The following is a 12,644-nucleotide window of genomic DNA, read 5'->3' on the forward strand; positions in this document are numbered from 1 at the left end:
GCTGACGCGGCGTCGGCTCCGGCGGAGGATGGGGGCGCTGACCGCGAACGTCCCATCGACGGGAGGGCCCCATGGCCATCGCCACGATCAACCCGGCCACCGGGGAGACGCTGAAGACCTTCGAACCGCTGTCGGAGGAGGCGATCGAGGAGAGGATCGCCCGTGCCGCGAGGGCGTTCGCCGGCTACCGGCTCACCACGGCCGAGCAGCGCGCGGGCTGGCTGAGCTCGGCCGCCGACGTCCTCGAGGCCGACACCCCCCAGGTCGCCGAGCTCATGACCACCGAGATGGGCAAGACGCTGGCCGCGGCCAGGGCCGAGGTCGGCAAGTGCGTCAAGGGGCTGCGCTACTACGCCGAGCACGGCCCCGGCATGCTGCAGCCCCAGCCGCGCGACGCCGCGGCGGTCGGCGCGCAGGAGGCCTACGTCGTCCACCAGCCGCTGGGCCCGGTGCTGGCGGTCATGCCGTGGAACTTCCCGCTCTGGCAGACGATGCGCTTCGCCGCCCCGGCGCTCATGGCCGGCAACGTCGGCCTGCTCAAGCACGCCAGCAACGTCCCGCAGACCGCCCTCTACGTGGAGGAGCTGTTCAGCAAGGCCGGCTTCCCGGCCGACGTCTTCCAGACCCTGCTCATCGGCGCGTCGACCGTCGAGCGGGTGCTGCGGGACCGCCGGGTGGTCGCGGCGACCCTGACCGGCAGCGCGGCTGCCGGCCGGTCGGTGGCCGCCGTCGCCGGCGACGAGATCAAGAAGACCGTCCTGGAGCTGGGCGGCAGCGACCCGTTCATCGTCATGCCCTCTGCGGACCTGGCGCGGGCCGCGGAGGTCGGGGTGACCTCCCGCTGCCAGAACAACGGCCAGAGCTGCATCGCGGCCAAGAGGTTCCTGGTGCACGCCGACATCGCCGAGGAGTTCACCCGGCTCTTCGCTGACAAGCTGGCCGCCCTCACGATCGGCGACCCCACGGCCGAGGACACCCAGATCGGCCCGCTGGCCACCGAGTCCGGTCTGCACGACGTCGAGCGCTACGTGCAGGACGCCGTCGAGAAGGGCGCCACCGTCGTCGTCGGCGGCAAGCGGGTGGACCGCCCCGGGTGGTTCTACGAGCCCACCCTCGTCACCGGCGTCACCCCGGAGATGGCGATGTACTCCGAGGAGGTGTTCGGCCCCGTCGCGGCGCTGTTCACCGTTCCGGACCTCGACGAGGCGCTGCGGATCGCCAACGACCACGACTACGGGCTCGGGTCGAACCTGTGGAGCGAGGACCAGGGGGAGCGGCTGCGGTTCATCCGCGACATCCAGTCCGGCATGTCGTTCATCAACGGCATGACCACCAGCTACCCGGAGCTGCCCTTCGGCGGGATCAAGCAGAGCGGCTACGGCCGGGAGCTGACCGAGCTAGGCATGTACGAGTTCACCAACGCCAAGACGGTGTGGATCGGCCCACCGAGCAGCGAGCAGAGGGAGGGGAAGACCGTCTCGGCCGCTTCCGAGTGAGGCCGGGCCCGACCGCCCGGGGAGGCCGGTGCCGAGACCGGGGCGTCCTTCCCGATCAGCAGCCGGCGTAGGAGCCGGACTCGAGGTCGGTCAACAGCGAGGCCTCGGACGGTGCCCAGCCGAGGTCGGCGCGCGCCTTCGCGCCGGTGGCCTGCTGGTCGAGCAGGAGCGGACCGGCCAGCGGGCCGAACAGCTCCCGGGTCTCCTCCTCCGAGGAGCCGACGACCGCGCCGCTGCCGCCGGCGCCGCGGGCGGCGGCGACACCGATCTCGCGGACGGTCGGGTTCTCGCCGCCGGCGGCGATGTAGTACGAACCGGCCGGGGCCGCCGTGAGGGCGAGGGTGTAGAGCCGGCCGAGGTCGGCGGTGTGCACCGTCGTCCAGCGCTGCTCACCGTTCCCCGGCAGGCGCAGCGCGCCGTCGGGCGTGCGGGGGGCCGAGCGCAGCACCGCGGGCAGCCCGCCGCTGCGGCCGTGGACGATCCCGGGGGCGAGGACGACGGTGCGCACCCCGTCGGCTGCCGCGGCACGCACCCGGGCGTCGAGCGGCAGCCGCCAGGCCGACGGGGCGGCGGGGTCGAACGGGGTGGACTCGTCGAGCGTGCCGCTGCCGAAGGTCCACACGCCGCTGGTGTGCACGTAGGGCTTGCCGGTGCCGGCGAGTGCCCCGAGGACGGCGTCGAGCACCCCTGAGTCGGCCTGCGCGGTCGAGGCGGTGTGCACCACCCCGTCGGCCTCGCGTGCGGCCGCGGACAGGGCCGCGCGGTCGGTCACGTCGCCGGGGACGGCGGTCGCACCTCGCGCGGTGACGGCCGCGGCGGACTCGGCGCTGCGCGCCAGGGCGGACACCGTGTGGCCGGCGGCGAGCAGGGCCGCCAGCACGCCGGAGCCGATCAGGCCGGTGCCGCCGGTGAGGAAGACGTTCATGGGGAAGCTCTTCTCCTGGAAACGGGGGGGCGAGGTCGGAGTGGTTGTACCCCTGGGGGGTATGTTCGTCAAGCCGGGGCGTGCCGCTGAGCCAGCACCAGGGCACCCAGGGCGAGGGCGGCGCCCAGCAGCTGCGCCGGGCCCAGTGCCTGGCCGAGCACCAGCCAGCCCACGGCCGCGGCGACGACGGGGGAGAGCAGGCCGAGGAAGCCGACCCGTGAAGCGGGCAGGGAGCCGACCCCGCGCAGCCACAGGGCGTAGGCCAGGGCGGTGTTGACCGTCGCCAGGTAGAGGAAGCCACCGACCTCGCCGGTGCTCACGCCGGCCGGGAGCCCCTCGATCGCGACCGCCACGGGGGCGAGCAGGGCGCCGCCGGCGGCCAGTTGCCAGCCGGTGAACGGCAGCACCGGCACCGGGCGGCCCCAGCGCCGGGTGAGTACGACGCCGGCCGCCATGGACGCGGTCCCGGCGAGGCCGGCAGTCAGCCCGACGGCATCCAGTCGGGCGGCGTCGGTCAGCACGACCAGCCCGACCCCGGCCATGCCGAGCAGGCCGAGCCGCACCGTCCGGGCGTGCAGCCGCTCGCCGAGCAGGGGGACGGCGAGCAGCGCGACCAGCAGTGGCTGGGCCGCGCCGAGCAAGGCGGCGACGCCGCCGGGCAGTCGGTAGGCGGCGACGAACAGCAGTGCGAAGAACGCCCCGATGTTGAGCGTGCCGAGCACCGCGGCCTTCCACCACCACGCGCCCCGGGGCAGCCGGCGGCCCAGGGCGACCAGCAGCAGGCCGGCCGGCAGTGCCCGGACGGCGGCGGCCAGCAGCGGGCGGTCCGGGGGTAGCCACTCGGTGGTGACGACGTACGTCGTGCCCCAGGTCGCCGGTGCCGCGGCGGTCGCCAGGGTCAGTGCCCGGACCCGTGGGGATCGGGAGGGGCTGGAGACGGGTGGGGGCGCGGTGGTGGTCACGGCGGGCTCACTCTCACGAAGGAAAGTTTCTTGCTAGCAAGATACTTTCTGGCAAGCATCTGTCAACCGTGAGACGTGGGAGGATGCGGGCATGACCCGGCAGGACGGCGTGGACCTCGTCGTGGGGCAGTGGGCGCGGGAACGCCCCGACCTCGACACCGAGGCGATGGCGGTGTTCGGACGCATCTACCGGGCCGCCCGGCTGGCCGGTGACGCCCAGGAGCGGTGCTACGCCCGGTTCGGCATCACCCGTGCCGACTTCGACGTCCTCGCCACGTTGCGCCGGGCGGGCGACCCCGACGGCCTCTCACCGGGACGGCTGACCAGCGCGCTCATGCTCACCAGCGGAGGGATGACCAGCAGGCTGGACCGGCTCGAGCGCGCCGGCCACCTGCTGCGCACGCCTGATCCCGGCGACCGGCGGGCGCTGCTGGTGAGGCTCACCGACTCCGGCCGCGCGCTCATCGACGAGGCGGTCGCCGCCGGTCTCGAGGTCCAGCAGCAACTGCTCGGCGGGCTCACCGCGGTCCAGCGGCGGCAGGTCAGCGACCTGCTGCGCGACCTGCTCACCTCGGTGGAGGAGAACGCGCCGGCCTAGGCAGCAGCGGCGAGGCCGGCACGCGGACGGGCTGGTGCGGGTCCCGCCGGGTGCGCTCAGACCTCCTCGACGTCGAACGTGCGCGACGGCGAGACGAACTCGTCCTGCGCCGCCACCAGCAGGATCTCCCGCGACCCGGCGTCCTCCGTGGCCTTGAGCAGCCCGTACACCGAGGCGGCGGCGCGGCCCAGGGCCTCGCCGGCCGAGCCGGTGTCCAGCCAGTGCGCGAGGAACAGCGCCGCGATCGCGTCACCGGCCCCGTTGACGTGCACGCCGAGCCGGGGAGTGCGCACCCGGTAGTGCCGGCCGCCCTCGGAGGCCAGCAGGTCGACGGCGTCGTCCGGGGTGTCCTCGGCGTCCAGCGAGGTGGTGAGCACCACCCGCGGGCCGAGCTCCTGGACGGCGGCGACCGCCTCGGTCACCGACTCCAGGGACCTGGTGGTCAGGCCGGAGAGGTAGTCCAGCTCGTAGTGGTTGGGCGTGACGATGTCGGCGGCGGGGACGGCGACCTCCCGCATGAACTCGGGGATGCCCGGGCGGACGAACACCCCGCGGCCGACGTCGCCGATGACCGGGTCGCAGCAGTAGACCGCCGCCGGGTTGGCCGCCCGCACCCGCTGGACGGTCTGCACCACCGCGTGCCCGATGTCGGCCGAGCCCAGGTAGCCGGAGAGCACCGCGTCGCAGTCGCCGAGGACGCCGCGCTCGGTGATGCCCTGCACGACCTCCTCGATCGCCGGTCCGTCGAAGACCCGCCCGCGCCACTCGCCGTAACCGGTGTGGTTGGAGAACTGCACCGTGTGCACCGGCCACACCGCGATGCCGAGCCGCTGCAGCGGGAACACGGCCGAGGAGTTGCCGACGTGACCGTAGGCGACGTGGGACTGGATGGAGAGGACGGCGACCATGGCAGAAACGGTCGCACAGCGCCGACAACGCACCGCACGACCCGGCCGCCCCCTGCACGCCCACCACCTGCGCGGCGGGCAGGATGGCGGCATGGCAGTGCCTCCTCTGACCTCCTCCGGCGTCGTCGGCGCCGCGGGCCGGATCGCCGAACCGGTCGAGATCCGCACCGGGGACCTGTGGCTGGCCGGCCGGCCGCTGCCGGTGACCAGCCCGGCCCGCGTCTACGTCTGCGGCATCACCCCCTACGACGTGACCCACCTCGGACACGCGGCCACCTTCGTGTGGGCCGACGTCCTCGCCGCGGTGCTGCGCATGGCCGGGGCCGAGGTGATCAGCAGCCGCAACGTCACCGACGTCGACGACGTGCTCACCCGGGCGGCCGACGCCCGCGGCCGGCACTACGACGAGTTCGCGCTCAGCCAGGAGTTCGCCTTCGAGCAGGACATGCGGGCCCTCGGCGTGCGGCCGCCGACGCACGCGCCGCGGGCGCGGCACCACATCGCGCACGTCCAGCAGCTGGCCGCGGCGCTGCTGCGCAACGACCGCGCGTACGTGCGCGAGGGCCACGTCTACTTCCGGGCCGGCGACGTCCTCGCCCGGGCCGGCCTCGACGCCGACCGGGCCCGGCAGCTCGCGGCAGAGTTCGGCGACACCCCCGACGACCCGCTGCGCGAGGACCCCTTCGACGTCCCGGTGTGGCGGCCCTCGGAGGAGCGCGACCCCGCCTGGCCCAGCCCCTGGGGCTGGGGTCGGCCGGGCTGGCACGCCGAGTGCGCGGCGATGGCGACGGCCACCCTGGGCCACGGTGTGGACGTCGTCGTCGGCGGCGCGGACCTGGCGTTCCCGCACCACGCCCACCAGGCCGCGATGGCCGAGGCGGCGTCCGGCGTCGGCCCGTTCGCCCGGGCGCAGGTGCACGTCGGCGCGGTGCACCAGGGCGGCGCCAAGATGGCCAAGTCCACCGGCAACCTGACGCTGGTCGCGGACCTGCTGCGGATCACGACCGGCCCGGTGCTGCGGCTGCTGGTCCTGGACCGCCCGTGGTCGCAGCCGTGGGAGTACCGGCCGGAGCTGCTCGAGCAGGCGCAGGCGCGGCTGGACGCGCTGTACTCCGCCGCCGGCCGCCCGTCCTCCCCGGGGTCGGCCTCCCGCGCGGTCACCGACCGCCTGCTCGACGACCTCGATGTCCCCGGCGCGCTGGACGTCGCCGTCACCGAGGGCGGGGACGCCGCCCGGCTGCTGGTCCGGGTGCTGGCACTCGGGTAGCCACCGGGCTCAGGCCCGGACCCGGCGGGTGACGACGTCGACGACCGCGGCCTCAGCGCACCCGGCCCTGGACCAGGCACGTCGCGCCCGCCACGCGGATGCGGGCGTCGGGCACGTGCCGGCGCACCTCATCGAGCACCTCGCTGCTGCCGTGCGGGAGGGCGGCCAGCAGCGGCCGCTCGGACCGCAGCGCGGCGTGCCGGAACACGTCGCGCGCCAGGTCGGTGCCCAGCCGCACCGGCTCCGGGACGGCGGAGACCTCGAACTCCACGCACACCCGATCGCCCTCCTCGCGGATCTGCGCCCAGGCCAGGGGGCCGCGCTCGCCGAGCGCCGTCACCCCGCAATCGTCGTGGACCAGGTACCAGCGGGGCCGCGGCGGCTCGGGCGTGGAGTCGGGGCGCCTCATGCCCGCCGCCGGGAGAGCGAGCAGGCCACGATGCTGCGGCCACCGAGGAGGGTCATCCCCCCACGCTGCCCGCGGCCGGCGCCCCCGGCGAGAGGCGGAAGGCCCCGGTCGCGGCAGGGCGGCCAGCACCTCACGGTGCGGGCACGGTGACCTCCGGTCAGGGAACGTGGTCCCGGGACCTTCGACTCTGCAAGGAAGGGTCCTCCGTCTGCCTAGCCTGTGCAGACCTGCCACCCGGCCGGCGGGTGGCACCCGTGGCCGCGCGCGCGGCGGAACGGAACGAGATGGCTGTAAGCGACGGCGGCCGGTCCCCGATCCGGGTGTTCCTGCTCGACGACCACGAGGTCGTCCGGCGCGGGGTCGCCGACGTGCTGGAGAGCGATCCCGGCATCAAGGTCGTCGGCGAGGCGAAGAACGCCGCCGAGGCGCTGGCCCGGATCCCCGCGCTGCGGCCGGACGTCGCGGTCCTCGACGTCCGGCTGCCGGACGGCGACGGCGTCTCGGTGTGCCGCGAGGTGCGGTCGAAGATGCCCGAGCTCAAGGTGATCATGCTGACCAGCTACAGCGACGACGAGGCCCTGTTCGAGGCGATCATGGCCGGCGCGTCGGGGTACCTGCTCAAGCAGATCCTCGGCCACGATCTGGTCAACGGCGTCCGGGCCGTCGCCGCCGGCGGCTCCCTGCTGGACCCCGCCGCCACCACCGCCGTGCTCGAGCGACTCCGCCGCGCCGCCGAGCCCGCCGGCCCGCTGGCCAAGCTCAGCGAGCAGGAGCGCACGGTGCTCGAGCTCATCGGCGAGGGGCTGACCAACCGGCAGATCGGCGAGCGGATGTTCCTGGCCGAGAAGACCGTGAAGAACTACGTCTCGCACCTGTTGGCCAAGCTCGGTCTCGAGCGGCGCACCCAGGCAGCGGTGCTCGCCACCGAGCTGCGCGGCGTCCCGCCGGCGCCCCGGCAGGGCTGACCCGAGGCCCTCTGCAGGGTCCCGCCGCGGGCCGGCGAGTGGCGGGGGGCAGAGGGGTCCTCTCTCAGGGCAGCGGCGCCCACCAGCGCGCCCGGGTGCCGCCGTCGGGCAGCGCCTCCACGGTCGCGTCGCCCCCGCGCCGGCGGGCACGGTCCTCGAGGTTGTGCAGCCCGCTGCGAGCGGACCGCGGGTCGATGCCGCGGCCGTCGTCGATGACCTCGAGGACCACCCCGTCGGCCACGTCGAGCGTGACCGTGACGTGCGCGGCGCCGGAGTGCCGGGCCGCGTTGCTCACCGCCTCGCGGGCCACGGCCTCCACGTCGGCGGCCAGGTCGCCGGTGACCAGGCTGTCCACGGCGCCGGACATGCGCACCGTGGGGTGCAGGTCGCGCCCGGCGGTCTCGGTGACGATGTCGAGCACCCGCCGGCGCAGGCTCGGGGAGCGGTCGTCGGCGTCCTCGGCGGAGTGCAGGTCGAAGATCGTCGTCCGGATGTCGCGGACGGTGTCGTCGAGCTGGCGGACCACCGCGCGGATCCGGCGCTGGGCTTCGGCGTCTGCGATGCGGGGCAGCACCGACTGCAGGCTCAGCCCGGCGGCGAACACCCGCTGGATCACGTGGTCGTGCAGGTCCTGGGCGATCCGGTCGCGGTCCTCGTACACGTCGAGCTGGCGGGCCAGCCGCTGGCGCGCGGCCATGTCGAGGGCCGCAGCGATCTGGTCGCCGAACGAGCCGATCAGGGGCTCGAGGGACGAGGGGAAGCCGGCTGCGCCGGCACGGCGGGCGGCGATGAGCGCAGCCTCCTGGCTGTGCGTGCCCGGCAGCCGGACGGCGATGCAGGGACCCCACGCCACGTGCGTGTTGGGACCGTCGTAGGGCAGGCCGGTGATGTCCATCGTGATCACCGAGTCGGTGTTCTGGACCGCCGCGAGCACCGGGTTGCTGGCGGGATCGACCCTGGCGCCCCGGGGGTCGTCCAGCCCCTCGCCGGTCTGGGCGCGGATGATGAAGCCGTCCTCGGAGTCCGGGCTGGCCAGCAGCAGCCAGGTCGCGTCGGCCTCGGTGAGCGCGTTGACCCGGTCGGTGATCAGGGTGAGCGCATCGTCGGGGGAGGTGGCGCTGAGCAGGCAGGCGCGGACGTCGGAGACCGCGGCCGTCCACCGCCGCCGCTGCTCGCCCTCCTCGAAGAGGCGGGCGTTGTCGATGGCGGTCCCGGCGGCACCGGCCAGGGCGGTGAGCACCGCCTCGTCCTCGGCGGTGAACTCCCCGTGCCGCTTCTCGGTCAGGTAGAGGTTGCCGAAGACCTCGCCGCGGACGAGAACGGGAACACCGAGGAACGTGTGCATCTCCGGGTGGTGCGGCGGGAAGCCCACCGACGCCGGGTGCTGGACCAGGTCCGGGACGCGCAGCGGGTAGGGCTCGGTGATCAGCTGGCCGAGGACACCCTTGCCCTCCGGCAGCGGCCCCATCCGCGCGACCAGCTGCGCGTCGATGCCGACGTGGATGAAGGTGGCCAGCCCCCCGCCGGGGGCCAGCACGCCCAGCGCCCCGTACCGGGCGTCGACCAGGTCGGTCGCGACCGTGACGATGCGTTCGAGCGTGGTCTCCAGGTCCAGCCCGGAGGAGACGCTGAGGAAGGCGTCGAGGAGGTGCTGCACCCGGCTCTGGCTGCGGGCCACGGTCTCCAGCCGCTCCTGCACCTCGGCCAGCAGCTCGGTGAGGCGCCCGGCGAGGGGCAGCTCCGCGGGAGCGGAACTGCCCTCTCGATCGCGCGGCCTGGGAAGCATGGGGAGCTACCTCCTCCGTGCCGTCGAGGCTGCCACTCGGCATCGGGCAGGGGAAGGCATCGAGCGGTCCGGGTCCCCGTGCTCCTGCTTACCGGAACCGGACTGTCTGGTGCTACCGGAGGGCGGCCTCGAGCGCCGGGGCCTCGTGCGCCACCGGTCCGGTCGCCACGGGGACCAGCAGGACCGGGCAGCCGGCCACCGCGGTGACTGCGGTGGCCAGCACGGCGGCGCGCAGCGGCACCCGCCCGAGGACCAGGAGCTCCGCGGTCCGGGAGGCGGCCACGAGGGCGTCGTAGGGGAGCCCGTGGCGAACGTCCACCACGACCGGCACGTCCGGGAGCTCGGCGCGCAGCGGGTCCAGGTACTGCTCCACGAGGTCCCGTTCGGCCGCGTCCACCGCCGGGTCGAAGCGGTCGTGCTCCGGCCCGCGGGCGGCTTCGGACCGCCGCACCCACGTGTGCAGGGCCCGCAGCGTCGTGTTCCGCAGGGCGGCCGCGGTGCCCGCCCCGGCGAGGACCGTGCCGCTCCCGGGCCCGCCGTCGACGCCGACGACGACCCCCGAGCCGGCGGCCGGCCGGTGGGCCAGCACCGGGCAGGCCGCCCACCGGATCAGCGCGGCCGGGACGCGGCCCACCCGGCCGGGCACGGCGACGACGACGAGCGTCGCCGAGCGCGACTCGTCGGTCATGACCAGGGAGGCCGGGCCGTAGCGCAGCGCGGCCTGCACCGCCCCGTCGGGCCGCTCCGGCGCGAGCGCGCGGAGCAACTGCTCCAGCTCCGCCGCGGCCCGATCGCCGTGGGCGGCCTCCGGTGCGGGCACGGCCCGCACGAGGCGGAGCGGCAGCCCGCGGGCGGCGGCCTCCGCGGCGGCCGCGTGCGCGGCGGCGGCCGCCTCGGACGTCCCGTCCACCCCCACGACGACGGGGTGGGACCGGCTGATCACAACCACGTCGTCCCCCCGCGGCCGTCGGAGACGGGGTGGGAGTGCACCGGCTCGAGGAGCCGGTGCCGGGGCGGTGGCGGGGACGGCGGGCACGGCGGGGGGCCGGTGGGCGGTGCGGCCGGCCGGTTGCTGTTGCGCACCACGTCCTCCCGTCGCCGGCGCGACGCCGGCGCGGTGGGCTCCGCGTGCCCGATGAGCAGCAGCAGCTGCGGGTGCGCGGCCCAGGCCAGCGCCGAACGCAGCTGCATGCGGGTCAGCGGGATCTCCAGCGCCTGCGGAACCGGGCTGGCGACCCAGCCGCGCGCGGTCAGCTCCAGCAGGACGTGCTCGAGCGCCTCGCCGACCCGCAGCCACGCCTGCGGGTCGTCGCTGGTGGTGGTGAGCAGCACGATCGTCTGCCCCGGACCGGTCACCGGATCGCAGGGCAGCGGCCGGCCGCTGTCGTGCGCCACCGCTGCGGTGAGCACCCCGTCGTCGGCCGGGCGCGACCGCGTCGTCCAGTGCCGCACCTCGGCGCGGACGACGGGGTCGTCGTGCAGGATCCTCCCGGCCTCGTCGGCCAGGCGGGCGACCAGCCGGCGGTGGTGGGCACGGCGCACCGGCACCAGCTCGACGTCGGCGCGCGCGGAGACCTCGGTCAGGCGCGCGAGCACGTCCCCCGGCAGCGGACCGCAGGTGCGGCCGCGGCGGCTGGCGCGGCGCCGGTCGATCAGCGGTTCGAGGTCGCCCAGGGCGGTGTCCGCGGGGCCGGGCACCGGGCGGACGACGGCGAGCAGGTCCGGGTCGGCGCGCCGCGGCGAGCGGTCCACCTCCACGGCGAAGTCGCGCGCCGCGAGCGCGATCCGCAGGTCGAACACTGCCGCACCGAGGCTCATCACGAGTTCGCGGCCGAGCGGGTCGAGGGCGGTGAGCTGCCGGGTGCGGTCGGCGCGGACCTCGATGCCCTCGGGGTGCAGCACCAGCAGCCACGGTTGCGTGTTGTGCACCGACGGCGCGAGCAGCGCCCGGTCCACGGCGTCCTCCATCGCCTCCCAGCGGGCGGCGACGGCCACCGCGTCCGGTCCGGCCGCGGGCGGTGCCCCCGGCTCGGCCCCGGTGGGATCGCCGGGCGGTGAGGACGGGGACCCGGGCGGCTGGGACATGGGTGCTCCCTCGGGAATGCCGGTGCCCTGCCAGCATCGGTCGCAGGTCCGGGCAACGGTGGGAGCCGGGAGTCCCGCCGGCCAGCGACCAACGTCCCGCCCCGGCGGGACGCCGAGCCGGTGCCGGGGGACGGCGGGGCCGCCATCATGGAGACCGTGCCCGGTCGGCCGCACCGGGAGAGGGCGGGAGCAGTCATGGGGACCGCACCGACCGGCGCACGGGGCTGAGCGTGCACGCCTGGGTCGTGGAGCGGCCGGGGCCGGTCGACACCGGGCCGCTGCGCCGGGTGGTGCGGCCGCTGCCCGAGCCGGGGCCGGGCCAGGTGCGCGTCGACGTCGTCTGCTGCGGCGTCTGCCGCACCGATCTGCACCTGGCCGAGGGGGACCTGCCGCCGCATCACCCGTCCGTCGTCCCCGGGCACGAGGTGGTCGGCCGGGTGGCGGCCTGCGGGCCGGGCGTGACCCGGTTCGCGGTGGGGGAGCGCGTGGGGGTGGCCTGGCTGGGCCGCACCGACGGCACCTGCCGGTTCTGCCGCCGGGGGGCGGAGAACCTCTGCACCGCACCGGTGTTCACCGGCTGGGACGTCGACGGCGGCTACGCCGAGGCCTGCCTGGCCGACGAGCGGTTCGCCTACCGGCTGCCCGACGGCGTCGACGACGAGCGGGCGGCGCCGCTGCTGTGCGCCGGGATCATCGGCTACCGCGCGCTGCGGCTGGCCGCGGTGCCCCCGGGCGGGCGGCTGGGAATCTACGGCTTCGGGGCCAGCGCGCACCTGACCGCCCAGGTGGCCCTGGCCCAGGGGATGCGCGTGCACGTCTTCACCCGCGGCGAGCGCAATCGCGAGCTGGCCCGCGGGCTCGGTGTCGACTCCGTCGGGCTGGCGGCCGATCACGCACCCGAGCCGCTGGACGGCGCGGTGCTGTTCGCCCCCGCCGGCGAGCTCGTGCCGGTGGCGCTGTGGGCGCTGGACCGCGGCGGCACGCTGGCCGTCGCCGGCATCTGGCTCTCGCCGATCCCCGGCCTGGACTACGCCACCCAGCTGTTCGAGGAGCGGCGGCTGCGCAGCGTCACCGCCAACACCCGCCGCGACGGGGAGGAGTTCCTCCGCCTGGCCGAGCGGCTCGGCGTGCGCGCCACGACCGTCGGCTACCCGATGGACGAAGCCCCGCGCGCGTTGGCCGACCTCGCGCACGGCCGCTTCGCCGGCGCCGCGGTCCTGCGCACCTGAGCCACCCACCCGCC

General features: G+C 75.6%; 12 protein-coding genes. 5 read left to right on the forward strand and 7 right to left on the reverse strand.

From position 1 onward, the window contains the following. Nucleotides 1-71: 71 nt before the first annotated feature. Nucleotides 72-1,496, forward strand: coding sequence for an NADP-dependent succinic semialdehyde dehydrogenase (locus tag BMZ50_RS16705; RefSeq protein ID WP_091326827.1), 1,425 nt, complete (start codon nt 72-74; stop codon nt 1,494-1,496). A 55-nt stretch (nt 1,497-1,551) separates the two neighbouring features. Here the strand turns inward: BMZ50_RS16705 and BMZ50_RS16710 are convergent, their stop codons facing one another. Both BMZ50_RS16710 and BMZ50_RS16715 read right to left on the reverse strand, forming a co-directional pair. Next, a complete protein-coding gene (locus tag BMZ50_RS16710) occupies nt 1,552-2,421 on the reverse strand; it encodes an NAD-dependent epimerase/dehydratase family protein (RefSeq protein ID WP_091326830.1) in 870 nt (289 codons plus the stop codon). 68 nt (nt 2,422-2,489) lie between these two features. Beyond that, on the reverse strand, nt 2,490-3,383 hold the full coding sequence (locus BMZ50_RS16715; RefSeq protein WP_091326833.1) for an EamA family transporter: 894 nt from the start codon (nt 3,381-3,383) through the stop codon (nt 2,490-2,492). 91 nt (nt 3,384-3,474) lie between these two features. Between BMZ50_RS16715 and BMZ50_RS16720 the strand changes: the two genes are divergently transcribed. Then, nucleotides 3,475-3,981, forward strand: coding sequence for a MarR family winged helix-turn-helix transcriptional regulator (locus tag BMZ50_RS16720; protein WP_091326837.1), 507 nt, complete (start codon nt 3,475-3,477; stop codon nt 3,979-3,981). Nucleotides 3,982-4,037: 56 nt separating this feature from the next. On the opposite strand, the gene pdxY is transcribed toward BMZ50_RS16720, so the two are convergent. Then, nucleotides 4,038-4,889 carry a pyridoxal kinase PdxY gene (gene pdxY / locus BMZ50_RS16725; RefSeq protein WP_091326839.1) on the reverse strand — a complete coding sequence of 284 codons (852 nt, stop codon included), beginning with the start codon at nt 4,887-4,889 and terminating at the stop codon, nt 4,038-4,040. Between the two features lie 91 nt (nt 4,890-4,980). On the opposite strand from pdxY, the gene BMZ50_RS16730 reads away from it, so the two are divergent. Further along, nucleotides 4,981-6,156, forward strand: coding sequence for a cysteine--tRNA ligase (locus tag BMZ50_RS16730; protein WP_091326842.1), 1,176 nt, complete (start codon nt 4,981-4,983; stop codon nt 6,154-6,156). A gap of 52 nt (nt 6,157-6,208) precedes the next feature. Here the strand turns inward: BMZ50_RS16730 and BMZ50_RS16735 are convergent, their stop codons facing one another. Continuing rightward, nucleotides 6,209-6,565 carry a hypothetical protein gene (locus BMZ50_RS16735; protein WP_143087204.1) on the reverse strand — a complete coding sequence of 119 codons (357 nt, stop codon included), beginning with the start codon at nt 6,563-6,565 and terminating at the stop codon, nt 6,209-6,211. Between the two features lie 254 nt (nt 6,566-6,819). Between BMZ50_RS16735 and BMZ50_RS16740 the strand changes: the two genes are divergently transcribed. Next, nucleotides 6,820-7,530 carry a response regulator gene (locus BMZ50_RS16740; RefSeq protein ID WP_281245444.1) on the forward strand — a complete coding sequence of 237 codons (711 nt, stop codon included), beginning with the start codon at nt 6,820-6,822 and terminating at the stop codon, nt 7,528-7,530. Between the two features lie 64 nt (nt 7,531-7,594). On the opposite strand, the gene BMZ50_RS16745 is transcribed toward BMZ50_RS16740, so the two are convergent. From BMZ50_RS16745 to BMZ50_RS16755, 3 genes are all read right to left on the reverse strand, one after another. Next, nucleotides 7,595-9,316: a GAF domain-containing sensor histidine kinase gene (locus BMZ50_RS16745; RefSeq protein ID WP_091326848.1), complete on the reverse strand. Its 1,722-nt coding sequence runs from the start codon at nt 9,314-9,316 to the stop codon at nt 7,595-7,597. A 112-nt stretch (nt 9,317-9,428) separates the two neighbouring features. Then, a complete protein-coding gene (locus BMZ50_RS16750; protein ID WP_091326851.1) occupies nt 9,429-10,259 on the reverse strand; it encodes a universal stress protein in 831 nt (276 codons plus the stop codon). Next, nucleotides 10,256-11,401 carry an Acg family FMN-binding oxidoreductase gene (locus BMZ50_RS16755; RefSeq protein ID WP_091326854.1) on the reverse strand — a complete coding sequence of 382 codons (1,146 nt, stop codon included), beginning with the start codon at nt 11,399-11,401 and terminating at the stop codon, nt 10,256-10,258. The genes BMZ50_RS16750 and BMZ50_RS16755 overlap by 4 nt, the downstream gene beginning before the upstream one ends. A gap of 230 nt (nt 11,402-11,631) precedes the next feature. Between BMZ50_RS16755 and BMZ50_RS16760 the strand changes: the two genes are divergently transcribed. Beyond that, entirely contained in the window at nt 11,632-12,630 is a 999-nt protein-coding gene (locus BMZ50_RS16760) for a zinc-dependent alcohol dehydrogenase family protein (RefSeq protein WP_091326857.1), read from the forward strand. Nucleotides 12,631-12,644 lie beyond the last annotated feature (14 nt).

Origin of the sequence: Geodermatophilus ruber (assembly GCF_900114385.1) — a bacterium.
GTDB lineage: Bacteria > Actinomycetota > Actinomycetes > Mycobacteriales > Geodermatophilaceae > Geodermatophilus > Geodermatophilus ruber.